The 25,594-nt window shown below is 39.0% G+C and carries 24 protein-coding genes and 1 riboswitch; of the genes, 14 read left to right on the forward strand and 10 right to left on the reverse strand.

Annotated features, from left to right (window positions below):
- Positions 1-4 precede the first annotated feature (4 nt).
- From LS684_RS02535 to LS684_RS02545, 3 genes are read left to right on the forward strand one after another with little or no spacing between them, the layout of a single operon-like run.
- Positions 5-577, forward strand: a complete 573-nt coding sequence (locus tag LS684_RS02535; RefSeq protein ID WP_233809637.1) for a 4Fe-4S dicluster domain-containing protein — start codon at positions 5-7, stop codon at positions 575-577.
- Entirely contained in the window at positions 577-1,377 is an 801-nt protein-coding gene (locus tag LS684_RS02540) for a dimethyl sulfoxide reductase anchor subunit family protein (protein WP_233809639.1), read from the forward strand. Before LS684_RS02535 ends, LS684_RS02540 begins: the two co-directional genes overlap by 1 nt.
- 27 nt (positions 1,378-1,404) lie before the next feature.
- Positions 1,405-2,541 (forward strand): 4Fe-4S binding protein, encoded by a 1,137-nt coding sequence (locus LS684_RS02545; protein WP_233809641.1) that lies wholly within the window; start codon positions 1,405-1,407, stop codon positions 2,539-2,541.
- A gap of 160 nt (positions 2,542-2,701) precedes the next feature.
- Here the strand turns inward: LS684_RS02545 and LS684_RS02550 are convergent, their stop codons facing one another.
- A complete protein-coding gene (locus tag LS684_RS02550) occupies positions 2,702-4,273 on the reverse strand; it encodes a PucR family transcriptional regulator (RefSeq protein WP_233809643.1) in 1,572 nt (523 codons plus the stop codon).
- Between the two features lies 1 nt (position 4,274).
- On the reverse strand, positions 4,275-4,829 hold the full coding sequence (locus LS684_RS02555; protein ID WP_233809645.1) for a 4Fe-4S dicluster domain-containing protein: 555 nt from the start codon (positions 4,827-4,829) through the stop codon (positions 4,275-4,277).
- A gap of 122 nt (positions 4,830-4,951) precedes the next feature.
- Here LS684_RS02555 and LS684_RS02560 point away from each other — a divergent pair, with 122 nt between their 5' ends.
- The gene (locus LS684_RS02560; RefSeq protein ID WP_233809647.1) at positions 4,952-7,015 is read left to right on the forward strand and encodes a molybdopterin-dependent oxidoreductase; all 2,064 of its coding nucleotides are present in this window, start codon (positions 4,952-4,954) and stop codon (positions 7,013-7,015) included.
- Between the two features lie 94 nt (positions 7,016-7,109).
- Here the strand turns inward: LS684_RS02560 and LS684_RS02565 are convergent, their stop codons facing one another.
- Positions 7,110-7,793 carry a hypothetical protein gene (locus LS684_RS02565; protein ID WP_233809649.1) on the reverse strand — a complete coding sequence of 228 codons (684 nt, stop codon included), beginning with the start codon at positions 7,791-7,793 and terminating at the stop codon, positions 7,110-7,112.
- 228 nt (positions 7,794-8,021) lie between these two features.
- Here LS684_RS02565 and LS684_RS02570 point away from each other — a divergent pair, with 228 nt between their 5' ends.
- The 4 genes from LS684_RS02570 to LS684_RS02585 all read left to right on the forward strand — a co-directional run bounded on the left by LS684_RS02570 (position 8,022) and on the right by LS684_RS02585 (position 10,394).
- On the forward strand, positions 8,022-8,537 hold the full coding sequence (locus LS684_RS02570) for a ribonuclease FAU-1 family protein (RefSeq protein ID WP_233809651.1): 516 nt from the start codon (positions 8,022-8,024) through the stop codon (positions 8,535-8,537).
- Positions 8,531-9,151 carry an NUDIX hydrolase gene (locus tag LS684_RS02575; protein ID WP_233809653.1) on the forward strand — a complete coding sequence of 207 codons (621 nt, stop codon included), beginning with the start codon at positions 8,531-8,533 and terminating at the stop codon, positions 9,149-9,151. Before LS684_RS02570 ends, LS684_RS02575 begins: the two co-directional genes overlap by 7 nt.
- Before the next feature lie 115 nt (positions 9,152-9,266).
- Complete coding sequence (locus LS684_RS02580) at positions 9,267-9,485, forward strand: YuzF family protein (RefSeq protein WP_233809655.1); 219 nt, start codon at positions 9,267-9,269, stop codon at positions 9,483-9,485.
- A gap of 12 nt (positions 9,486-9,497) precedes the next feature.
- Entirely contained in the window at positions 9,498-10,394 is an 897-nt protein-coding gene (locus tag LS684_RS02585; protein WP_233809657.1) for a manganese catalase family protein, read from the forward strand.
- Positions 10,395-10,513: 119 nt separating this feature from the next.
- On the opposite strand, the gene LS684_RS02590 is transcribed toward LS684_RS02585, so the two are convergent.
- On the reverse strand, positions 10,514-10,873 hold the full coding sequence (locus LS684_RS02590; protein WP_233809659.1) for a potassium channel family protein: 360 nt from the start codon (positions 10,871-10,873) through the stop codon (positions 10,514-10,516).
- A gap of 176 nt (positions 10,874-11,049) precedes the next feature.
- Positions 11,050-11,148: riboswitch (purine riboswitch) on the forward strand.
- A gap of 66 nt (positions 11,149-11,214) precedes the next feature.
- On the opposite strand from LS684_RS02590, the gene add reads away from it, so the two are divergent.
- The 3 genes from add (at position 11,215) to LS684_RS02605 (ending at position 15,291) form a co-directional block, all read left to right on the forward strand.
- Positions 11,215-12,207, forward strand: a complete 993-nt coding sequence (gene add, locus LS684_RS02595) for an adenosine deaminase (protein ID WP_233809661.1) — start codon at positions 11,215-11,217, stop codon at positions 12,205-12,207.
- A 159-nt stretch (positions 12,208-12,366) separates the two neighbouring features.
- Positions 12,367-13,611, forward strand: a complete 1,245-nt coding sequence (locus tag LS684_RS02600) for an MFS transporter (RefSeq protein WP_233809663.1) — start codon at positions 12,367-12,369, stop codon at positions 13,609-13,611.
- Between the two features lie 204 nt (positions 13,612-13,815).
- Positions 13,816-15,291, forward strand: coding sequence for a flotillin family protein (locus LS684_RS02605; protein ID WP_233809665.1), 1,476 nt, complete (start codon positions 13,816-13,818; stop codon positions 15,289-15,291).
- 45 nt (positions 15,292-15,336) lie between these two features.
- Here LS684_RS02605 and LS684_RS02610 read toward each other — a convergent pair whose 3' ends face one another.
- The 5 genes from LS684_RS02610 to katG all read right to left on the reverse strand — a co-directional run bounded on the left by LS684_RS02610 (position 15,337) and on the right by katG (position 21,837).
- A complete protein-coding gene (locus tag LS684_RS02610) occupies positions 15,337-17,508 on the reverse strand; it encodes an alpha/beta hydrolase family protein (RefSeq protein ID WP_233809667.1) in 2,172 nt (723 codons plus the stop codon).
- Positions 17,509-17,695: 187 nt separating this feature from the next.
- Positions 17,696-17,992 carry a putative quinol monooxygenase gene (locus LS684_RS02615; RefSeq protein WP_233809669.1) on the reverse strand — a complete coding sequence of 99 codons (297 nt, stop codon included), beginning with the start codon at positions 17,990-17,992 and terminating at the stop codon, positions 17,696-17,698.
- Between the two features lie 65 nt (positions 17,993-18,057).
- Positions 18,058-18,693 (reverse strand): nitroreductase family protein, encoded by a 636-nt coding sequence (locus LS684_RS02620; protein WP_233809671.1) that lies wholly within the window; start codon positions 18,691-18,693, stop codon positions 18,058-18,060.
- A 15-nt stretch (positions 18,694-18,708) separates the two neighbouring features.
- Positions 18,709-19,116, reverse strand: coding sequence for a MarR family winged helix-turn-helix transcriptional regulator (locus LS684_RS02625; RefSeq protein ID WP_233811521.1), 408 nt, complete (start codon positions 19,114-19,116; stop codon positions 18,709-18,711).
- Positions 19,117-19,656: 540 nt separating this feature from the next.
- Positions 19,657-21,837, reverse strand: coding sequence for a catalase/peroxidase HPI (gene katG, locus LS684_RS02630; RefSeq protein ID WP_233809673.1), 2,181 nt, complete (start codon positions 21,835-21,837; stop codon positions 19,657-19,659).
- A 285-nt stretch (positions 21,838-22,122) separates the two neighbouring features.
- Here katG and LS684_RS02635 point away from each other — a divergent pair, with 285 nt between their 5' ends.
- The gene (locus tag LS684_RS02635; protein ID WP_233809674.1) at positions 22,123-22,830 is read left to right on the forward strand and encodes a M48 family metallopeptidase; all 708 of its coding nucleotides are present in this window, start codon (positions 22,123-22,125) and stop codon (positions 22,828-22,830) included.
- Between the two features lie 28 nt (positions 22,831-22,858).
- A complete protein-coding gene (locus tag LS684_RS02640; RefSeq protein ID WP_233809676.1) occupies positions 22,859-23,251 on the forward strand; it encodes a hypothetical protein in 393 nt (130 codons plus the stop codon).
- A gap of 466 nt (positions 23,252-23,717) precedes the next feature.
- Here LS684_RS02640 and LS684_RS02645 read toward each other — a convergent pair whose 3' ends face one another.
- Entirely contained in the window at positions 23,718-24,959 is a 1,242-nt protein-coding gene (locus LS684_RS02645) for an ATP-binding protein (RefSeq protein ID WP_233809678.1), read from the reverse strand.
- A gap of 213 nt (positions 24,960-25,172) precedes the next feature.
- On the opposite strand from LS684_RS02645, the gene LS684_RS02650 reads away from it, so the two are divergent.
- Positions 25,173-25,556 carry a DUF1761 domain-containing protein gene (locus LS684_RS02650; protein ID WP_233809681.1) on the forward strand — a complete coding sequence of 128 codons (384 nt, stop codon included), beginning with the start codon at positions 25,173-25,175 and terminating at the stop codon, positions 25,554-25,556.
- Positions 25,557-25,594 lie beyond the last annotated feature (38 nt).

A 25,594-nucleotide genomic window follows, 5' to 3' on the forward strand; every position in this document is an offset into this window, starting at 1 on the left:
TAACATGTCTACAAAACAAAAGAGGCTAGCTTTTCAGGTAAATATGGAACGTTGCATTGGCTGTAACGCATGCACCATTTCCTGTAAAAGCTTCTATGACTTAGATCCGACTTTAAATAGAAGGTTTGTTCGAGAAACAGATGAAAAGCTGACTGGAGCTGCCAAAAGGTGCTATCTATCTACTGCCTGCAATCACTGTGATGAGCCAGCTTGTGCAAAAGCGTGCCCAACAGGTGCCTATACAAAGCTTGAGAACGGAATCGTCAAGCATGACCAAAATCGGTGTATCGGGTGTAAAATGTGTGGAACGGCTTGTCCATATGGAGTACCTCAATTTGATCCAGTTAAAAAGAAAATGGATAAGTGCAGTATGTGTTTTGATCGGATTGAAGTTGGGGAGAACCCAATTTGTGTATCATCTTGTCCAATGGAAGCAATCTCCATTGTAAATCTAAATGAAATAGAAGAATCAGAGGTAGTTTCTGATGTCGTTGGTTTTGTAGATTCAAAGATTACTGGCTCATCGACACGGTTTATTTTGCCGACAGCTACTAGTGTGGTTAGGGGGGAAATATAATGGAGCATAGCATGACTCTAGTTGTTTTTACATTTCTTTCTCAAATGGCTATAGGAGCATTTGCTACGCTGTTTTATTTGGATGCCTTTAAGGAAAAAGTATCAAGTCGTTCTAGCATGATGAATTTGCTTGTCATATTGGTTGTCTCATTGATTGCGGTAATCGTATCTGTATTCCATCTCGGACACCCATTCGCTGCTTATCGAGCCATCCTAAACATTGGGGAATCCTGGCTTACAAGGGAGATTGTCTTCTTTCCAGCTTTTATGCTATTTGTTTTTCTGTATGGTTTCTATGCAAAAACAAAGCATCAAAAACGAACGTTCGGTTGGATCACTACGATTCTAGGAGCATTAACCATATATAGTACAGGCATGATCTATACGATTCCAGCTGTTCCAGCTTGGAACTCAGGAACAACAGTCGCTGCCTTTTTTGCAACAGCTTTGTTATTAGGTCCAGTTCTTATCCAATTTATGATGTATGTTACCGACAAGAAGGTTGTCAATTTCTCGCTTTATACAACGATTGTAGTAGCATTTGCTATATTGCTAAATATAATCAATTTCACCATCTTAAAAGGAGGGCTACCTGCAGCTATTGATTCGGCAAGTATACTAATTGCTAGTCCTTTATATTGGGTGAAGATGATAGCATTATTGGCTGCGCTCGTACTAGCTGGTTATGGGCTAGTGAAGAGAAAAAGCTCCTTCTCAGTTGTAAGTATAACCTTTACTTGTTTCATTGTGGCAGAATTCCTTGGTAGATTATTGTTCTATTCTTCAGGAGTTCACTTGTAGAAATAGCATGGGGGAGGATGATTTCCTTTGATTTTCAATCAGCTAAAAAAAATGTCCAATATCTTTTTGAAGAAAATGGATAAAATCGAGGTTGAGGCAAATAAGTGCTTGAAAATTCGGGCTGTAACAAGTAGCTGTACTGCTTGTAAGGATGTTTGCCCGGTAGACAGCATTGACATAACTCAGGATGCTGTTGAAATTAATGATTGTTGTATCGAGTGCGGACTTTGTACTTCTGTTTGTCAAACAAATGCTCTTAAATGGATTCATCCCCCTCATATTCAACTATTAGACCGATTAAAACGTCTATCTGACAGAGAAAATGAAGTGTATATCGGGTGTACGACTTCAATAAAAGGGCAGGTTCTATCAAACGTTGTGGAAGTTCCTTGCCTGGGTATGCTGCCAATTGAATTTTGGATTAGTTCTGCTGTTCGTATCCCAAATATGGTCATATACTATCCGCCGAATGATTGTGACCGATGTAAAACTCATGAAGGCGCAACCTTATTTTTAAACCATAAGAAAAAAGCGGAAGCTGTACTGGACCACACCTTGTCGATAAGTGCTTCAATTAACAAGGGAGAGGATGATGCGTTGATTGACCATAATCGGCGCAGGTTTTTTAGCACTCTAATGGAAGAGGCAAAAGAAACGAATACGATTACAATGAGAGAAGTAATGGAAGTAGAAACGACTTTATCTCCTTTCGAGAAATTTGACCGTCATATCAAGCAGCAGACTGACATTGAAGAATTAACTAAATCTGCGACGGAAATGAAGGATCAGCTGGTGGATCGCCTGTTGAATGGCTCCGTTATTCATACTGATAAACGAGCAATGTTGTTACAGGCGATTGAAAAAGACCGGAGTTTACCTGAGAAAATGACCTTTTTCATTCCAAAAGTAGAAGAGAGTTGTTCGCTCTGTGGCGCATGTGCTATTTTATGCCCTACAGATGCTATGATTATGGATGAAGAATCATTAATTTTATCAACTGATAAATGTGTCTCCTGTGGTCTATGTGAGGAAATTTGCTATGAAAAGCATATCCATATGACTAAGAGAAGTGGAACCGTATTTAATGAAAAATATCTTTATTTAACACATAAAAAAAGCAGTGCGCAGGCACTGCTTCAGACTGTAGACAACTCTGCTAATTAGATCTTGTCTACGGTCATTTTTTTAGGCTTTTTTCGTATTCATTGTTGCGATTGAAACAGGGGGGGTGACCCAGGATACTTGCTTGCCGCTGGGTGGGCGGTGAGCCTCCTTGCGTAATATAAGGAATCCGTGCAATCTATCAGAATTTGAATTCCATCCTTCAATCAATGTTCATTTCCTGAGCGATTTTTAAGGATAAAATCAAATTGACGAGAGATGTATACTGATGTAATTCAATATTTAAGATGTGTTCAATTTTCTTCAGTCTTTGTCGTAAGGTATTCTGATGAATATATAAGCTTTCTGCACATCGAGCGATATCTCCGTTCTGAGCGCAATAGGTTGATAAAGTTTGAACTAGATCCGTCCCGTATTCTCTGTCATGGTCTATTAAATTTCCGATGTATTGCTTGGAAAAATCCTTTAATAAGTCATTGTGAATATAGGAGAGTAGCCGCACATATCCGATATCTTCATAGAAGATAATCCCGTCAGAGCCAAGGCCATAAACCTCCATTTGGAGGGCAATTTTCGATTCTTGGAAGCTTTGGTATATCGCTAAATTAGAATAATAGCTTCGCCCAATCCCAATCATTGTATCAATATCAGGATATTGATATTTTATTTGATTTCGCACATCTTCAATCCAACGATTGTAGTCACTCTTGTTGTGCTCAGTTTGCATGGATGGACAAACAATGGCAACGATCCGATGATTGAGGTAGGTTGTATAAATAATATCCTCTGACAAACGGCTCTCCAACATGATTCTTTGAATATTCTTTATGATATCGATCGGAATGGTCCGGTGGCTGTTTATGTTCATTGAAAGAGCAAAGGCATTTGGGGTAAATTCCATTCCCCTTAATAAGCCTAACTCCATCAATTCTCTTTCAGAATCAATATTATTATGAAGAATATCAAACAGGAATTGGTCCTTATATTTTGAATGGACATGGCGAATTAGCTCCATTTGTTTTAACCACGAAATCATTGTCGGTGCGATAGACTCTACCAGCAAGGAAGTTGATGGGGTTTGTGAGCAACTATTTTCATATAAAAGGTACGCAAAGTGTTGTTGATTTGAATCAGAAATAGGATAACATACTAAAAACGTTTCTTTGTTGTGAACAGCTGTGAGTCTCTTTTCCGTAGAGCCTTGCTCGTTCCAGTCAATAGAAACCAAGTCTTTTTCTGAATACTTGTTTGGGAAAAGAGGAACCGGCTTCTTGTTCTCAGTAAATAATGAAATGTCATGGCCTAGGAATTGATTAAACTGATCAACTACTCGTTCTAAACCTTTCTCGTGAAATAATTGAAGCCAGTAAGTGGTTAAATCATTCTTCATCATGGACAATAGATTGTTTTCATAGAGGAAGAATACCTCTTTCATGCGTTTGTATACTTCTTCCTCGCTAAAATTTTCAAGATGAAGTAAAGGTTTTTGTATATCGTTGGCTATGTCTGTGATGGCGCTTGGGATATCATACGAAGGACAAGCAATCAGTACCATTCCTGAACAATTGTTGTCCCTAAGATGACTCTCTACAAGAAGGATCGAATCTTCCGAGAGGGGTATGATGACCAAACTGTCTTTTTCCTTAGGCATTTCATTTAAAACAACATGCTGGAGTAGATTTTGTTTTCCTACCCACCCACCAAGAATTTGGCTATAAAAAAACGGACTGCAAGTTATTAATGTTTCATAAGTTAATGAATTCACTGGTTTCATCTTAATTGGTACCCCAAATTCGAATTTTGTCTTTCTTAGAATATTTTAATCTGGTTGAGGGGTTGGTGAAGTTTTTCATCGAAAATTCCCCAAAGGAAGTCGAGTATTCAGAGGCATCATGTGCATGAATATCACCAATTTTTATTGCGCCGGCAATGCAGGATTCTACACATACAGGTGCTTCATTCTGTTGTAACCTGCTATAGCACATGTCGCATTTATCTGCTTTTTTAGTTGCCGTATTAATAGATATCGCTTGAAAAGGACATACAGACTCACATTTTCCACAACCGTCACAGGAATGTGGATTTAGAACAACAATTCCATTGCGCATTTTCCGAATGCAATTACGGCTACATACGGTCATACATGCAGGAGTCTCACAGTGATTGCAAGACATAGAGAAATGCATCTCTTCAAATGAATGGCTATCAGAAAAGGATAGAACCTTTCGCCTTTTATAATCTCCTGTACGATTTTCATTGTTACAAGCAAAGGTACAAGAATTGCAATAAATACATTTATCTATATCTATAAAAAAGGCTAATTGTTTCATAGAGCTTCACCTCTTTTAGAAAGGGTATATTCTTAATACTATTTTAGTTTATAATGGGAAGTAATTCAGTGACAATGTGATGAATTTCACAAAATCCATAAAAATAGTCAGGGGAATGATGAATGGATACCTTTTATAAAATGTCTCGTCACGTTTGCCCTAGAAACTGTTACAGCAGCTGCGCGATGCTCGGATATACAAGAAACGGCAAGTTAGTAAAAGTAACGGGTGATAAGAAGCATGGCTATACTTCAGGAAAGCTGTGTCCTAAGGGATACAATTATTTGTCTCATGTCTACCATCCTGAGCGGCTTAAGTATCCGATGATTCAAAGCAAAAGAGGGAGCGGGGAATGGAATAGAACAACATGGGATGAGGCAATTGATAGGATTTGTAGAAAAATCGTCGAGCTTTATGACCGGTATGAATCAAATCTTGCTCTTGCTTTAAATAAGTATTCTGGGAATTTTGGTCTCTTGCATAATAGTGTTGAGGGGTTTTTTAATAGTTTAGGCCAGACCTCTCGTGCTGTTGGTTCGCCTTGTTGGTCATCGGGATTGGATGCTTCCATCTATGATTTTGGTGGTTACAAAACGTCAGAACCAGAGCAACTAAGCTATGCCAAAACAATTATCTTGTGGGGAAGCAATCCTGTATGGACATCGATTCACTCAGTTCCCTATTTATATAAAGCCAAAAGCAGAGGGGCTACCATTATTACGATTGACCCTGTTTATACTGCTACTGCGAAGAAATCTGACATATACGTTCAAATTAAACCAGGTACAGATGGGGCCATGGCTCTTGCTATTGCTAAAACAATTGTAGAGAAGAATGGGATTGATAATCATTTTATCGATCAAAATACAGTTGGTTTCGAAGTCTTCCTCACTTATCTCCATTCTTTAGAAATAGATGAACTCCTAAAAGAATGTGGACTTGAGAAGGAAATCGTTGAGAAATTAGCGGAAACCATCATCGGAACAAATGCAATGGTTTGGATAGGATTCGGGTTTCAAAGGAATAAAAATGGTGGTCAAAATATCCGAGCCATCAACGCGTTAATGGCTATGACAGGGAATGTTGGAAAAAAAGGCTCGGGGATTTTGTACGCTCAACAGGCAAGCTTAGAATTCACAAATAAGATTATGAAATATTATCAAAATGGTTATAACGAAGTAAGTAGTGTACGTCCACTTCATATGAACGATTTCGCTAAGGGTCTAATGGAAGCAAAGGAACCTCCAATTAAAATGCTATGGGTTTCATGCAGGAATCTCCTTACCCAAAATCCTGATCAAAAATTATTGGAGAAGCTACTCCATAACTTAGATCTAGTTGTAACTGTCGATCAGTTTCTAACTCCAACTGCCAATTTATCAGATATTGTATTACCAACTACAACCAATTTTGAAGAATGGGATATTGTTCCAAGCTATTGGCACCATTGGATGGGCATCAATGAACCAGCCATCGAACCATATTATGAAAGTAAAAGCGATTTAGAAATTATGAGGCTCTTGGCAAAACGTTTAAATGAGTTAAGGCCAGGCTTTTCAACATTTCCATATGAAAAATCGATTGAGGACTTTATTGAGGAAGAATTTACAACCGATCTTTATCAAAAATTAAAAATTGAGAATTGGCGGGAATTATTAGATGGCCCAAAAAGAGTTCAGTTTCCGAAAATAGCATGGGAAGACAAAAACTTTGAGACCCCTTCAGGTAAATTCGAATTTTATTCAGAAAAAGCCTTGAAGAATGCCAAACCACCTATAGCACATTATACGTTTTCGACTATTGAGGAAGACGATGACCAGTTTCTTTTGCTCACTAACCACAGTCAATTCACGCTAAACTCACAGTTTCACAATCTAGATCTAAATAATAGGGAAAAGAAAGAGCTTATCGTATATATTCATCCGTCAAGCGCAGCCAAAAAAGGGTTGAAGAATGGATCATGGGCTATTATTTATAATCAACACGGGGAAATCAAGTTAAAATGTATTCTATCCTATGAAGTACACCCATCTATTTTACTAATACAAGCGGATCATTACTTATTGAATCGCTTAATATCCTTTATACCAACTGACATGGGAGAAGTTTCTTCAGGAAATGTCGGCATGGCATTTAATAGTACGTTTGTTCAAATAAGTGAATACAAATCATCTAATGCGAATTGATCTTGTAGGACATCAATACAAAGTCAAAGAAAAATGGTTATCGCTCATCTATATCTAAGGCCTGAACCCCGTATAGGAGTCAGGCCTTTTTCAACTAACGAATTTCAGATGCTGTGAATGTGATTGGTCCTCTTAGGAATAAGTTTCCTTGTGCTGTTAGGATATAGCGGACGTTTGTTGCGTCTGATCCGATTTGATCTACGTGTAGGACTGGGATGGGTTGGTTTTCATCATCTCGAGTTTCTGCATCAATTTCGATCGATGGAGCATCATAGATTAGATTTGCAGGTGCAATAGCATTTTTATAGATTCTTACTCTTAAGTCTTCTCGAGCATTGTTATCATTGTCTACAAAAAATAATCCATTTAGTAAAACCTGGTTTCCTGCCTCGACATCATCAAGTGTAACCTGAGCTACTGTTGTTTCTGCAGCGAGAGGAGTATTTGGCAAAAGCCCAGTGGAGTTAATGGAGTTTTGGACAAAGGACTTGAATTCTACAAGCTTCCCTGCTTCCAAATCGCCAAACCCGCCAGACACATTCACGTTTACAGTGGGGTTTCCGATATTTCTTAAAGTCGGATTTCCAACGTTTGATATCGTGTCTGTGTCATTTTGTGATTGTGCCTGCTTTTGTTGCTGCTGTTGTAATTGAAACTGTAGTTGTTTTTGTAACTGGAACTGCTTTTGTAATTGTGCTTGAATATCTCCTAAAATAGTTGTAATCTTAGTTCTTTGTTTTTTCTTGATTTCAATTAAGCTTTCTAAAATTGAATCCATTCTTAATCATTCCTTTCTGTTGGTATAGTACAAGATATGCAAATTGATATATTCGGTATAGTTAAAATGATAGAAGGAAAATAACCATTTTTGCTAGATTTTGTATAATAGAGTAAATTAGGCTAATAGATGAATGCTAGGTATTAGCGGAATAACATGATATCAAGCGGTCATCAATGATGAGTTACGTTAGGTAGCATATCTACTGATTGGGGGCAGGTTATGTAGATGTATCAAGAAAAGAAAGTTATCGAAAGAAAAATTTGCTATGATACTTCTATTGTTGAGCATACATGTAGGCTACTCAAAAGGGATCTGAAACAGCTAATACTATTACACAAAATTGAACGAGCATTTACGATGATGGTGAATCAGAGAGAAGTTATAATTCCAAAGGGAAGTTATACATTTGCCTACTACTGGGAGAATCAGCCTTATAATTTATATTTTTGGAGAGATGTGAAAGGAAATAATTTAGGGTCTTATTTTAATCTCGTTAAGAATACGACTGTGACAGATGATATGGTAATCTTCGAGGATCTCATTATTGATATGTTTGTTTTTCCAAATGGTGAGTTCTTCATGCTAGATGAACATGAATTACCAGAGCCGCTGAATGAGTTTGAAAATGGGTTCGTCATAGAGGCTCTTGTCCAATTAACTAGTAATATGGAGGAATTGATTCAACAGGCTAAAGTAGATTGTGAATGGTTATTTACAAAAGAAGGTGGGAGAGTATGGTAGAGGAGTACTTTAAGATATTTGATGAGGATCGAAATGAGATTGGGGTTGCGTCCCGAACGGATGTACATAAGCTCGGTTATTGGCACGAGACGTTCCATTGCTGGTTTGTATCCCAACATGATGAAAGAGATTCTATTTATTTACAGCTTCGTAGTGATACAAAGAAAGATTATCCTAGTCTATTAGATATTACTGTAGCGGGTCATCTATCAGCAGAAGAGAAGGTGGAGGATGGTATTAGGGAAATCCAGGAGGAAGTCGGAATGGATTTGCCCTTTCAAGAGTTAGAATCATTAGGTGTGCTAGAGTATTGTGTGGTCCAAGAAGGGTTTATTGATAAAGAACTAGCAAATGTTTTTCTTTATAAAAGTAAACATCGCCTTGATACTTTTATGGTTCAGCCGGATGAGGTTTCAGGGGTTGTTTCAACGGGATTTAGTGATTTTTGTGAGCTATGGCTAGGGGATAGGGAATCTGTAGTGGTGGAAGGATTTATTGTAGATTCAGAAGGAAAACGGCGGATATATTCGAAGGAAGTCACCAGGAATGATTTTGTTCCTCATGGAATCCCTTTTTATAAACAAGTAATCCAAAAAATTAAAGAACGGTTGTAAATGTGTTAAAAAAGGGGCTTAACCATTTTGGGGAGACCCCTTTTTATATGTATATCTCCTTTGCTAGAAACATATATTCCATTGTTTAACATTCTAACAAGGGAGTGGAGTCAGCATGAGCCAACTAACACCTTCTTTTGTGAGTAATATTGATCCGTATGTGTATCAAACGCTTCAAGGAGTAGTAGGGGGAGTTGTTGTTGTCCAAACGACTAAAGGAACAGTAACGGGAAAATTAACAACCGTAATGCCGGACCATATCGTAGTCGAATCTGGAGGTTCTCCATTTTTTATTCGAATTCAACAAATTGTTTGGGTAATTCCAAGAGGATAGGGAGGGAATAACATGTTTAAACGTGAGAACCGATTGTTAATTGACCTTCCGATTCCAGAACATGGAGACCCTAATGCAGCAGCAGTCGTTCAAGAGCTATTAGGTGGGAAATTTGGAGAAATGTCCACATTGAATAATTATATGTTTCAATCCTTTAACTTCCGTAGAAAGGATAAGTTAAAGCCCTTTTATGATCTAGTGGCAAGTATTACGGCTGAGGAATTTGGGCATGTCGAGCTGGTTACGAACGCAATCAATCTATTATCCCGAGGAAATACTTTTTATACAGGAGACCCTGATGTGACCCCACTTCGAGAGGGAAAGGACAGTCGAAATACGTACCAGTTCATTGCTACGGCTCAAACAGCCTTAGCTGGAGATTCGATGGGACGCGCATGGACAGGAGACAATGTATTTAATAGCGGGAACTTAATATTGGATTTGCTTCATAACTTTTTCTTAGAGGTAGGGGCTCGAACGCATAAGATGAGAGTCTATGAAATGACAGAGAATGAGACAGCTCGTGAAATGATTGGGTATTTATTGGTCCGCGGAGGGACGCATGTGTTAGCCTATGCAAAAGCTTTGGAGATTGCTACAGGAGTCGATATGAAAAAGATGATTCCACTGCCGAACTTATCGAATACAAAGTTCGATCACGCAAGAAAATTTGAAGACCAAGGCTTAGCCAATATCTTATATACATGGAATGATGTTGGCGATTACGTAGACATCAAACAAATTTGGAAGGGAACGAATCCAGAAAATGGCGAAAGGCTCATTGTGAAGGAAGGTTCGCCAAAAGGCGCACCGATTCCAAACCTAGATGACCTGCCAGAAGAATTCGCTCCAGGAATCGATCGAGATGATTATAAGAGAATTGCGAAACGTTTAATGGAAAACCTCTAAACCGATTCTTACTTGAAAAAAAGGTGCTTGCCCAAAGTAACTGAACGAGTTCGTTTACTATGGGCAAGCACCTTTCCTTTGCTAGGATTTCTATTGAATGGAACATCTTTTGGATACGGTTACTTTTTCTTTTTTTCTAAGAGGTTAATCTCTGATCGTTCGATATCTGCCACTGCAAGACCTATTCGAATTAAGACCATAAGCATGACACCAATCCCAACAACGAGGTAAATCATTGTAAACCATTTACTTAAGTCAGTTTGTGGTGTTAACCCTGTGCTAACACTAGTGGGCATTAGGCTCGTAAAAGCAAAATAAAGTGAATCTAGTAAAGACCACCCTTCAACTCCTTTATAAAACAAAGTACCTGAAAGGATGATGAATACGAGCGTAGTAAGCAATGCTCGAAATAACGGCTCTTTCATAATACGGAAAAAGGCAGTCAAAAACCGCTTTAAAGTTAATAAAAAAGAAATCATCAAATATCCTCCGCCAACTTTTGATCACATAGCCTTCTAATTATAGCACGTACAAGGGCGGACAAGGGGACGGGTTCCTTGTCCCTATATCAATTTCATTTTGATAACGTGGGACAGTGAACCCGTCCCCTCGGTTGACAAAATCAGTTCTTTTTATTATCCTAATAAAAAATTATCGTATAGATAAATATATTTTTCGTATAACTCCAATAATATGGTTTGGAGGTCTCTACCAGGAACCGAAATTCCTGATTACGAAGAAGGTACAAATTCAGTCATTGTATTTTCTTCATAATCAGGAATTTTTTTTATTACCAAAAATATAAATTTAGGAGGAAATTATGGATTTTTTAACTTTACCGAAGATTGAACTACATTGTCATTTGGATGGGAGTCTTAGAGCAGAAACGATTCTCGATATAGCGAAAAAAGAAGGAATTGATCTTCCCACTTTTAACAAGGAAGAGCTTCAAAAAGAGCTCGTTGCTCCATTAGATTGTGAGTCTCTTGATGAATATTTAAAGAGGTTTGATCTTCCTAATTTAGTGATGCAATCGAAGGAAAATTTAAAAAGAATTAGTTTTGAACTGTTTGAGGATGCAGCAAAGGAACATGTGAAATACATGGAGGTTCGATTTGCGCCATTATTACACATTAAGAAAGGACTTGAGGTTGAAGAAATCATTTCAAGTGTCATTGATGGAATGAGGGAAGCGGAAAGCCAATACGAAATAAAAGGAAATATTATTTTGTCCTGCATGAGGACGATGTCTGCAGAGAGTGCCTTTGAAGTAGTTGAAAAGGGGAAGAAATTCCTTGGCAAAGGTGTTGTGGCTATTGATTTATGTGCCAACGAAGAAGAAGGATTCTGTAGAACATTCGTTGAGCCCATTGCTTTAGCCCGTCAATATGGGTACAGAGTGACGATCCATGCTGGTGAAACAGGAATTGGTCGAAACGTTCTTGAGGCAGTTGAGCTTTTAGGAGCTGAGCGAATTGGGCATGGTGTATTTATCAAGGACTGTACTGAAGCATATGAAATTGTGAAAAACCAACAAGTCGTACTGGAAATGTGCCCAACGAGTAATGTTCAAACAAAAGCAGTCGCGCATTACCGAGATCATCCGATCTACAAGTTCCATTCGGATGGCATAAAGGTAACAGTTAATACGGATAACAGAACAGTTTCAGATACTACGATGGCAAAGGAATTCAGCTTAGTCGACAACGAATTTCATCTAAGTAAAGATGACTATCGTCGGATCTATTTAAATAGTGTAGAAGCATCGTTTGCTGATGAAATTACAAAAGCATGGTGCCTAGCACAAATCTAGACGAGGGTAGACGAGGGGACGGGTTCCTTGTCCCAAAGTGGGACAAGGAACCCGTCCCTTTGGTTTTTAGAAAAAATTTACACATATTAATGCGTAATTTAAATTCCTAGTGTAGAATCATTCTATAAAAGTATCATCAAGGATAAGAAGGAGGCATTCATGGAAGCTACTCCACAACAACGTTTAGGACTTGGAGATTTATTTAAAAACCGAGTGATTAAGACCATATTGATATCTGTATTATTTTTGCAAATAGGTATTTGGGTTAGGAACTATTCCATCTTATTGTATGTAATTGAGAAAACAAATGAAGATCCGGTTGCCGTATCATTGATATCGGTTGCTGAATTTGCACCTATTTTTCTATTTTCCTTTATTGGAGGAACGTTTGCAGATCGTTGGCGGCCGAAGCGGACAATGATTTGGTGCGATTTTTTAAGTGCAATTTCCGTTTTTGTCGTTTTGATCACTCTCTTTTTAGGTAGCTGGCAAGTGATCTTCTTTGCAACTCTTGTCTCATCGATTCTTTCCCAGTTCTCACAGCCATCCGGAATGAAGCTTTTCAAGCTGCATGTACCAGCTGAGCTAGTACAAATGGGAATGTCCATTTATCAAACAATGTTTGCGTTGTTTATGATTTTAGGTCCCATCTTAGGAACTTTTGTATATCAACGATTTGGAATTATGGCATCTGTTGGAGTGATGGGAGTCGCCTTCCTATGCTCAGCTGCTGTTCTTTTTATGCTGCCGAAGGACCCAGAACCAGCGAAAGAAAAACCGCAAACAAGTTTAATGGAAGAGATGAAGCAAGGGTTCCGCTATGTTTTAAACAGCAGACCGCTTTCTCTTTTAGGAGCTTGTTTTGCAGCAGCAGGACTAGCGATTGGGCTTACACAGCCACTTGGTGTATTTCTCATTACAGAAAGACTGGGTCTTCCAAAAGAAAACCTTCAATGGTTAATGGCTGCATTTGGAGTCGGAATGATTCTTGGTGGAGGAATTACGGTAGCAATAGCGAAAAAAGTTCAGCCACAAATGCTATTAGCCATTGGAATGGCAGCGAGTGCGATTGGATTTATTGGTATGGGCTTCTCCACATATTTATGGTTCACGTTAGCGGCTCAGTTCTTTGCAGGTCTATTTATGCCGTGTATCCATATTGGGATCAATACAATGATCCTACAAAATACCGAAGAAGCTTTCATCGGAAGAGTAAATGGAATATTGAATCCTCTATTTATGGGTGCAATGGTCATCACAATGTCAGCTGCAGGCTGGCTAAAAACACATTTCTCCATTGTATATATTTATCAAGGTTCTGCCATCATGCTGGCAATAGGAATCTTGACTCTGCTCCCATTGCTAAAAAAAGTACCGGTACAGCAGGTATTAAAAGAAGAATAACGCTAAAAAAACACAAAGCTGAAAATACAGCTTTGTGTTTTTTTAGGTGAGACATGGGGACGGGTACCTTGTCCCAGTTGGGAGAGGGACAAGGTACCCGTCCCCGCGTTCCACCCTACTCAGATTTTGAAATATTTTGGAAACTTTCCTGGTTTATGTCCGTATATATACTAGGCATTTAAATTAGTAGGTTGGGGTGAGGATATGTTTGAGCTATTAGGTGTTATGATCTTTTTAATTCCTATCTTAATTATTGCAGCGATTGGTGGACTTGGGTATTTCTTTTGGGTGAAGTTCCGCTATCGAACAGCGAAGTCGAATGAAGCGCTCATTATTACAGGGCCAAAGCTCGGGGACCCGGAGAAAGAGAGTAACATTTTCACAGATTCAGAGGGAAGATCGATGAAGATTATCCGTGGAGGCGGGTATTTGCTAAAGCGCTTTCAGACGTCTACTCCGGTTAATCTAACATCCTTTCAGTTAAAGTTATCGACTCCACGCGTCTATACAAATGGAGGAGTTCCAATTGTTGCGGATGCTGTTGCAATGGTAAAGGTTGCAGATTCGCTAAATGGGATTGCCAACTATGCAGAGCAATTTCTAGGGAAAGCTCAGAAAGAGATTGAAGAGGAAATCATCGAAGTTCTTGGAAGTAATCTACGGGCAATTCTTTCAAAAATGACTGTTGAAGAAATTAATAATGATCGAGAGAAGTTTAATCAGGACGTTTCTGAAATTGCTCAAAAGCAGTTAGATTTAATGGGCTTTAAAATTACTGCACTAGGCTTAACGGACATCCGAGATTCAGATGAAGAGAATGGATACTTAGAAAACCTAGGACGACCGCGGATTGCGGAGGTTCGTAAACTAGCTGAAATTGCCGAAGCTGATAGTGAGCGGGAAACAAGAATTCACAGAGCAAAAATGGATCAAGAGGCCAAGGAAGAAGAGTACAAACGTCAAATTACGATTGCTGAATCGAAAAAAGAAAAAGATCTTAAAGATGCAGCTTTTAAAGAAGAGACTGAACGAGCACGCGCAAAATCAGAGCAGTCTTATGAGTTAGAAAAAGCAAAGCTTGCAAAGGAAGTAAAGGAAGAAGAATTAACGCTAAAATTCTTAGAGCGCGAGCGTGCAGTAAAGCTAGAGGAAGAGGAAAGCAAGGTCCGCAAGACGAAGGCAGATGCGGATTACTATGAAACTACTCGTAGAGCCGAAGCAGAAGCTCGTAAAGCAGAGATTGATGGGGAAGCAAAGGCAAAAATTCGTCGTGAAGAAGGTTCTGCTGAAGCGGATGTTATACGTGAACGAGGCTCTGCCGAAGCAGAAGCGAGAAGACTGCTAGCAGAAGCAATGGAAAAGCATGGAGATGTCATCATTATGGAAAAACTGATCGAAATGCTACCAGTATTCGCTGAGAAAATTGCTCAGCCACTAAACAATATTGAATCAGTTAAAATTATTGATTCAGGAAATGGGAATGGTGTTCCGTCCTTTGGAAAGAGCATTACCAAAACAATGGTCGATATGCAGGAGCCATTGAAAGAATTGGTTGGTATTGATGTTGCCGAATTGATGAAGTCCTATTCTTCACGAACAAAGGGAGACCAGCATGTTCATGTGACAATTCCAGATCGTTTAAACCCAAGCAGTGAAGAAGATATAAAAGAAGAACTATAAAATATGCCTGACCCTTTCCTTAAAATAGGGTCAGGCTTTTTGAGTTTAGTTTCCAAACCCGATTTCTTTTACTAACACTTTCCCTTTACTCGATGAAAAATGAAGTGAAATGGTGGTCACATTTTTCCAATCCATTTCAGGAAGCTCCTTTTTAAATGACTTGAGGGGAAGTTCGAACGTTTGATAAATAGGTTCCCATGACTGCTTGTATTGGTCCCCCCGAAATATAGGGTCAAACCAGCCGAAGTGCGTATAGTTGGTCATTATTACGGGAGGAAAAGGCATAAATGAATCTAATGATAGTTGAACCTTGGTGCCATCATCTGTTTCTAGTTCGATTTGTATATTTGGGTGGGTTTCCTGTTCTCCCGTCCAAATCATATTCGCCATAGTGAGGACTAGATTTTGCTGGCTACGCTTGATTAGGAAGCCTTTCGGTAAATGAATGGAATACTCAGCAGTAGCTTTCCAGTTAAGAAAGAGAGCATTAGCTGAAGCGTCTTTACCTGGCGGTGTGGTTACCTTTACTTCTTCAAATCCTTGGTGTGTCGATCTTAACCCTTCTGAAAAAACAGATCGATTTTGTCTAAATTGTAGGATAGGTGAATAAGTTGAATTTTGATACTGGTTTATGAAAATTGTATTAGGAAGCCAATTTGCCCCATATCGATAATCACGAAACAGCTTTTTATAAGATGTATTTCCATGAAAGATAACTTCAACAAAAGCAGAAATATATACTTTTGCAACCTGCCGTTGTTCTTCTGGATCCATGATCTCTCGTTGGCTTAAGAAAAGGCCTTTCGGTATGCTCGTATCCATTCGCCCCCATGTGGAATTGAACTGGCTATGGTTGGCATCCTCGATATAAAGAGCTGCTTTAAAATCTGTACTTGAATTGCGAAAATAAACCCGATTGAATTGTTGCTCACCTGGATAGTCATTCACGTCACCATCCCTTGCGCCATGAAGCAGCAAATAAGAAATATCGTGCAAGGATGGTCTTTTTCCATCTATCCGAACATCTGTAGGAGCAAGGCCGATGACTGCTTGTACCTCAATATCATCAAGCTTGCTAAGCAAATCGTCATCTTTAAAAAAACGATTAGCATCAGCCGCAATTGCCGCGGCCTGTCCTCCTCTTGAATGCCCAATTAATGCGATCTGTTGCAAATCCATCTTACGATATAAGGGGCTTTCGTCAGTATGGTTCATGTTCTTTAGATGCACTAAATGTTGCAAGAGCATCCATGCACGCATTTTATGATCATCATTTGGCGTTCCTGAGATGTTCGAGTGATTGAGAAAATCCTCATCGACTGAAATAGTAATGAACCCTCGACTAGCTAAATGCTCGCCTAGATAATCATATCCGCTTGTAGAGAAGTCTTCCATCGTGTGATTTCCGTGGACGATTATGAGAATTGGAAAAGGCCCTTTCCCTTTTGGTACCCAAACTCTTCCATTTATAGGGAGTTGATCGGGGCCGAATCCCCAAAATGCTTCTCTGTTCTTCCCCCATTTGGTTATATATGTTGATGCATCGACAGAAGGGGTGACGACATCAACATTTTCTGCAAATTCAGGGCGGTATCTATCACTACCAGACCCATAGGTTAAAAAGGAATAATCATATCCCCCCATTTTGGAGGGATCTTCTATGTTGAACGATTGCTGGCTAATTTGTTGCGGCTTTTTCTCTTTTCCATTTTCAAAAAAAACAAAACTACATATGGCAGAGGAAAGAAGGGCGATAAGTAGCATTCCACCCCTTTTTTTTATAAGTTTGTAAGAAAAAATCAGCAATAAACCTATGCATATAGTGACTATACTATAGCTAATCCCAATAAATATAGAGAAAATAATACCAGCTTTTTCAATTAGTAAAATTGTAATAATTCCAGTAGTAGTATAGCCGAAGCTCCCAAGTAACAAGCGCGGAACAGGTGCGTGTAAACAAGTAAGAAAGAAAGCTAGTATAAAAGTGAATAAGCCAAAAAGCCACCCATTTAGAGTAACCGCCAATCCTAGATCAACAGCGCGTGAAAATAAGGTAGCTCCTGTCGGGTTTCCGAGTGCTTGGACGACAGCAGCTACCATAGTCGCAATTAGCAAGGTCAGGATTAAAAAAACACTATAGGTCCCATCTCTTTCTGGAATAAGAGCGAAGCGGCTTTTGACCCAAGGTATCTTCTTAACTAAAAATGGAGTTCTCAAACCTTGTACCCACCTTTAAAAAAATATGAATTCTTTCTTATAGTAGCACGTGAATGGCTCTTACAGTTTACTTAACAATCGGAAAGTAAATAAAATGGAGAGGTATTTAAACGAGAGGATATAGCAGGGAGAGGGGGGGGAGGTAAAAAAGCCTGACCTTCATATCCTATGTGATCAGGCATAATCCTTATCGTTCTAGCTTTTCTCCGTTGAATACTTGAACATCAACAGGGGCAGCCATAAATTCAGGTGCTTTTTTTCCAAAAGCAATAAAGTGGGCGCTCTTGTTGTGGAAATCTACTGCTTCAACGTCTTTCCATAGCTCGATCATTGAATAAGCCAGTCCCTTAGCGCTGTTTTTCATTAGCTCGTAGGAGATATTTCCGTCTTCTGCTTGCGAAGCAGTTACTAGTGGCTTAATCTCTTCAAGAAATGCTTGTTCTTTGTCAGCTTTAACTTCAAAGTGTGCGTGAATGATAATCATTTGAATTCCTCTTTTCCTATTAATTATTGTTGTATCGGTATTCCTTCATTAATTAGGACATGATATTATTTCCACTCAGTAATTTGTTCAACTGGAAGGCGAACCGATTGATAGCCTGCATCTGCTGCTTTTCCGATAGAAATCAGCATTACTGGATAATAGCGATCTTTATCCATCCCAAAAGCTTCTGCAATTTGATCTTTTTCAAAGCCACCAATAGGATTTGTGTCATATCCATGTGCCCGGGCAGCAAGCATAAGCTGCATCGAAACAATCCCACCATCAATTAAATTCATTTCTTTATATTTTTCTGTTGGAGCATCATTAATGTAGCCCTTAATAGCTGGGATTTGTTGATCTCTTACCTCCGGAGGCATGTAGCCTTTGCGAACCGCTTCATCGTATATTTCTTCTAGATGGTTTACGCTATTCATATCGACAAACACAGCAATAACAGCTGCTGATGTGTTTACCTGCGTTTGATTGAATTTAGCAAGAGGAGCAAGTGTAGCTTTTCCTTCTGAACTGTCGATGACAAGAAAACGCCATGGTTGAAGGTTTAACGAAGATGGTGCAAGTGTAGCTTTTTGAAGAATCTCCGTCATTTCTTCTTTGCTTATTTTGACAGAAGGGTCGTAGTTACGAATGGACCGGCGGCCGCTAATAATTTCTTGAAAGTCATTGATATTCGTCTTATTCATTGTTGAAAAACTCCTTTAACCTTCATTTTGTATGTTTGTAATATTTTGCTGGATTCGCTTTAGCATGTCAGCTAAGAGCAGTTGTTCGTCCTGATTAAAGTCTTGCAATACTTGATGGATGAATTGTTTTTTCTCTTGGCATAATGCCTCAATTTGATCTCTACCTTCGCTTGTTAGGCGAACAAAGGTCATCCGATAATCATCGGGGTTCTTCCGGCGGGACACCAAGCCTTTTGCTTCTAGCTGCTTTAGATGTCTCGTTACAGCGGCACTGTCTATATTGACTTCACGCTGGAGAGCGCTTTGACTAATTTCATCGACTTCAATTAACCGATGAAGGAGGTCTATACGAGAGGGACTAATGCCAATGCAACGCTCAAACTTAGCACCGAGCTGCTTATAAATATCATTTAGTCGCGTCATGATGAATTCCTCTTGGTTCAAAGCATCATCCTCCTTTTTTTAAAAAAAGTTGATAGGTCAATTATTGATACGTCAATTAATATAATATATTGAAACATAGGAGTCAAAAGATTGAGCTTCTATAATTTTGGGTAATTATGATAAAAATGATTGTAGGGATATTCAGAGAGTAGTTAAACCTATGTTAAGAATTATTGAATGGATTGGTTTTATAATCTGTTTAGGCTCCGTATGGGCAAACGGTTTAATACGTCATAATGGCAACCATAATACTCTTTGGAATCGAGTTATATTTTTTTTAGTTTTCGTAGGTGCGATCATCACCATAGTTGCATTCTTGTTTAGAAATATGGTGGTCACAATAAAGAAAGTAGAAAAGAGTTTATGAAGTGTTTATTGCACTAACGTGTGCGTTCAGCTTAATACAATTAGTCTTTTTTTATGGCAGACTAGTTTAATAGCCATAAACCAACATAAACATTAAAACAGCGTATGCGAAAAAAGCGCACATGGAGCAGTGCGCTTTTTCAATCAATTTTTTTATTTAAGATCAAAGCGATCAGCGTTCATCACTTTCACCCAAGCGGCGATGAAGTCATTCACGAATTTCTCTTTGTTATCATCTTGAGCATATACTTCAGCAATGGCACGAAGGACAGAGTTTGAACCAAATACAAGGTCAACTCTTGTTGCCGTACGAACAACTTCACCTGTCTGACGGTCACGCCCCTCGTATATATTAGGGTCAACAGGCTTCCATTCCACTCCCATATCGAGTAGGTTTACGAAGAAGTCGTTTGTTAATGTACCAACACGGTCTGTGAATACACCGTGCTTTGTCCCGTTGAAGTTGGCACCTAGTACACGCATACCACCAATCAGAACAGTCATCTCAGGTGCTGTTAATCCAAGAAGCTGGGCTTTATCTACTAGAAGTTCTTCAGGACTTACGCTATATTGCTTTTTCTGGTAGTTCCGGAAACCATCAGCAGCTGGCTCTAATACATCGAAGCTTTCTGCATCAGTTTGCTCTTGGGTCGCATCTCCTCGACCAGGAGCAAATGGAACTGTAACGTCAAACCCTGCATCACGGGCTGCTTTTTCAACTGCTACACTTCCGCCAAGTACGATTAAGTCAGCTAAGCTCACTTTCTTTTCTAAATGCTTTTGAATATTTTTAAACGTATATAGTACGTTCGATAATTGTTCAGGTTCATTGACTTCCCAATCCTTCTGAGGTGTAAGAGCGATGCGACCACCATTGGCCCCACCACGATTGTCAGAGCCACGGAATGTGCTTGCAGAAGCCCAAGCCGTTGTCACAAGCTCGCTAATAGTTAGACCTGAATCAAAGATTAATGTCTTGATCTTTTCCACTTCATCAGTAGTTAATTTATAATCCACAGCTGGAATAGGATCCTGCCAAATTAACTCTTCTTGCGGAACTTCTGGACCTAAGTAACGAGTGATTGGACCCATGTCACGATGTAGCAGTTTGAACCATGCACGAGCAAACGTATCCGCAAACTCTTCAGGGTTTTCATGGAATCGTCGAGATATTTTTTCATAAGCCGGATCCATGCGCATCGCCATATCTGCCGTTGTCATCATCGTTGGTACACGCTTTGAAGAATCCTCCGCATCTGGTGCCAAATGTTCTTCCGCAGGGTTTACAGCTGTCCACTGAAATGCACCTGCAGGACTCTTAGTTAGCTCCCACTCATATCCGAAAAGTAGGTCAAAGTAGCCGTTATCCCACTGAGTTGGGTTTGCTGTCCAAGCTCCTTCAATGCCACTTGTTATTGTGTGACTACCTTTTCCGCTTTCATAGCTGCTTAACCAGCCTAATCCTTGTGCTTCAATCGGTGCAGCCTCTGGTTCTGGACCAACATGACTAGCATCGCCTGCACCATGGGATTTACCGAAAGTATGTCCACCTGCTGTAAGAGCAACTGTCTCTTCATCGTTCATCCCCATACGAGCAAATGTTTCACGGATATCACGTGCGCTTGCAAGTGGATCAGGCTTTCCATCTGGCCCTTCTGGGTTTACATAGATCAAGCCCATTTGAACAGCAGCAAGGGGGTTTTCAAGTTCACGATCACCATAGTATCGGTTATTTCCAAGCATCTCTGTCTCTGTACCCCAATAAATATCTTCTTCAGGATGCCATATATCTGCACGTCCGCCTCCGAATCCAAAAGTCTTTCCGCCCATTGATTCAATGGCCACATTTCCTGTTAAAAGCAATAAGTCCGCCCATGAAATTTTATTTCCGTATTTTTGCTTAATCGGCCATAGTAAGCGGCGCGCTTTATCAAGGTTTCCGTTATCAGCCCAGCTGTTTAGTGGTGCAAAACGTTGGTTTCCTGTTGCACCACCTCCGCGTCCGTCACCTGTACGATAAGTACCTGCAGCGTGCCACGCCATACGAATAAAGAAAGGTCCATAGTGTCCGTAATCTGCTGGCCACCAATCTTGGCTATCGGTCATTAAGTCATGAAGGTCCTTTTTAAGAGCTTGATAATCTAGTTTTTTAAATTCTTCATTGTAATCAAAGTCTTCTCCCATTGGATTCGATTTGCGATCATGCTGATGTAAAATAGTTAAGTTTAGCTGATTTGGCCACCAATCTCGATTAGTTGTACCACTCGTTTTTTGGCTAGTAGCACCTCCATGGAAAGGGCATCCACCTGTGTTAGCTGAGTCTTTTGGATTCATAAGAGAACTTCCTCCTTGTATATAAAAATATAATTTTTATGGAAAAGATAGTGAGAATCGTTATTACTTTATAATAATACTAAAATATTAATTAGATTTCAATAATAATAATTATTAACTAGAAATTATATTAAATTAACGACCTGCGTATAAAAAATGGGTCGTTTAAGTCTATGAATGTACGAGCAGATATAGTATGGTTTTTAGAAAAGAATAGATAGTTGTTTGCGATAAGCAAATCCAATTAGAATACATGTAAAGAAATACAGTTGGTAAGGTGATAATGTGATACATACGTATAGGGGAAATAGCATCCGTTTTGAGATAAAGAATAAAAATCGAACATCGGTAGGGATGAAGATTGACTATAGTGGAAATGTTGAAGTTCATGCTCCGAAAGGAATAACAGAAGAGAGAGTTCGCCAAATACTTGAGTCCAACTGGGATCAAATCCAGCATTCGATTAAGGAAATAAACGGGAGAATAAGCGGAGAACAGGAAAAGGTATACGAGGAAGGTGAGAAGTTTCTTTACTTGGGAACGAGCTTTGCAATAAAAATAATTCACGAGCAGAAACTAACGAAGGATCATGTCATTGTTAAGGAGAATTTACTTGAAGTCTACGTGGGAGAACTAAACGATGAACGTGTAAAATTAGCGATTAAACGCTTTTACTATCAAGAGTGTAAGGCGATAGTTGAAAAGCGAATACGCTATTTCCAAACACACTTTAAAGTAGCACCACGCTCGATAAAAATTTCTGACAGCAAGACAACGTGGGGGACATGTGACTCGAATCGACAGCTCACATTCAATTGGCGACTAGCGATGGCACCTATGCAAGTAATTGACTATGTCGTTGTTCATGAAATGTGTCACATGGTGCACCTTAATCATGACCGCTCCTTTTGGAGGCTTGTTGGGAAAATAATGCCTGACTATAAAGAAAAAGAACAATGGCTTGCCTTATCAAGCTGGAAAATGACTGTTTAAGTTGTTGACTTTAAGAAAATATTTCTCAATGGTAGCCATGTTTTTGGTAGCACTATCCCTTATTTTAATGGCATTTTCAACAAGCGGAGATGCAGAACAAAAAAGCACATATGAAAATAACTCATATTATTACAAGTTGGATATTCCGAAAGAATGGGCAAATAAGTATAAAGTCGTAGAAGGTCAAAATAAAACCATTTTTCAGTTCAAATCAAAAACGAAAATAGAGGCGGACATTGTGACCATCATAGCAACTAGTAGTAAAACTTGGAAGCCTGATCCTTACAATCAGAAGAAATTTATTCAAGCGGATCGAGGCATAGTTTACTACTACACGAAACCGCTAGATCAACCGTTCACTGGTCAAGAAGGCAAAGATTATCCGAAAATGGTTCAACAAATTGATGGTATGATGAAATAATCTTCATATGATTGGCAATTGGAGGGGAACACTGAGTTCGTCTCCTTTATTATGTTCCTTGGTTGCTGAAGTGGGATGTGAGCTTCATTAGGAGGATGAAGGATAAAAATCCGAGAAAAATAGAGGGGAAAGGTCATCATCAAGCCGATGAAGATCAAGAATCCGAGAAAAATAGAGGGGAAAGGTCATCATCAAGCCGATGAAGATCAAGAATCCGAGAAAAATAGAAGGGAAAGGTCATCATCAAGCCGATGAAGACCAAGAATCCGAGAAAAATAGAGGGGAAAGGTCATCATCAAGTCGATGAAGATCCAACCAACAAGAAAAATAGGCCAAAAAGGTCATAAAAGAAAAGAGGTCTTCACACATGATGTGCCAAGACCTATCTTCTATATTACATAAACCTTAAAAAAAGTGGACTGTTCTTTTTCAAGCGATGACTGAAAGATAAACGATGCTTCACCGGTTAGATCCTCGTAAATGAAATGGTAATCGTTGTACCTATACCAGAACTACTTTGTATGTCAACGGTTCCGTTCATGGATTTGATTAGACTAAATACTAGCATCATGCCAAGGCCAGTACCTTTCTCTTTAGTGGAAAAGAAAGGAGTACCTAGCTTTTCTACTTGTGATTTTGTCATGCCCATTCCGTTATCTTGGAATGTGAGAGTAACAAGGTCCTCGGTCATTTGAGTGTATACGTTGATGGTTCCTCCCTTTGGCATGGCTTCAATGGCGTTTTTTATTATATTCACAAAGCATTGAAGTAAGTGGTCTTTGTCACCATAGATCTTGGCGTTCGTACTATCATGTTCAAATGTGACATTATGTAGGGAAGCATATGGTGTGAGAACACTCGTTGCTTGTTCCACAATTTCTATCGTGTCAATCGGTTCGAATTTTTTGGATTCTGGTTTGGAAAAGGAAAGATAATCGTTAATAATCGCAAGGGCACGGTCCATTTCGTCAATGGAGATTTTCGTGTATTCTTGAAGTTCACCTGTCGATTGTTCCTGTACTAATTGGAGGAAGCCTTTACTAGCCGTTAGTGGGTTCCTAATTTCATGAGCTAAAGAAGCAGCAAGTTGCCCGATGACAGTTAGTTTTTCGTTTCGAACCATGCTCTCTTTCAGGCGGATGTTTTCAATTATGTTCTCAATGATATGGATGCAAAGTGCCATTGATATTCCGTTAATTAATAAAAATCCTAAATAAAATAGTAGCAGTCCCTCTTCAATTAGTTGTTTTCCATGAAACACATTTAGCACCGGCCCAATAATCGATCCGAAGGTAGCAATGATAGTGGCCCAAAGTACGCGTTGCCACTTTGAAAATTGGTCAAACCGCTTTTTCAAAATGAATAAAGAAATAAATATGATTCCGTAAATGATAATGCTATAAATGGCACCCATACCACCGAGAAGGAAGCGATAACCTAGCATCCCCATAATTAATAGTAGTCCAACAGGCCACCCTCCATATAGGGTTCCGATGATAATCGGGATTTTTCGTAAGTCATAGATGCTTTCTGGTGACATCTTAAAAGGAAAAGACATAATGAGGAAAATACAGACGAGCCCTAATAAGGTCATCATCGCATTTTTATGAATCCACTTTTTTTGAGGACTTGTCCAATATGCTTGAAAAGAAAAGATCCCAAGCAATAGGATGAGAATATTCACTAATAACGGGCTAAGCCAAATCATACCATCCCTCCAGCATGACAAAAACAAATATGAAAATAGTACTAAGTTTGATAATTAAAATATAGCATTAGTATGCTGAAAATAAAATCAATTTTTTCCGTTATATAACAATTGGGAAAATTCCGACAATAAGTCTCGCAAGAACAACATTGCATTTAGGGAACAGAAATATTATGATGATTTTCATATAGTTAAAATAGGGGGAATCTATCTATGGTGATGGAAAATTTGAATTTTTTACCCATTTTAGTGGGAGGAATTGCGTATATGGTATATGGAGGTATTTATTATTCCATCATGCTATCGAATAAATCTGAGTTGAAAAGTGGGCAAACAGAAGGCCCATTCAAATATATATACTCTGTTATCTTAGCGTTTGTCTGCTCGTTCCTTGTGGCAATTTTGGTTCAAGCAACTAGCTCAAATCAGATAACTGAAGGTATTTTCATCGGATTAATTATTGGATTGCTAATTTCACTAGTATATATCAAAAATATGTTATTCGGTTTGATTTCGAAAAAGGCATGTGTGATTGCAATTGGAGATCATCTAATCATTTTTACTCTTTTAGGAGCAATACACGGTTTTCTACAATAATCGATGAAGTATACAGCCTATCCACTGCTTGTTTAAAA

Source organism: Cytobacillus spongiae (assembly GCF_021390075.1).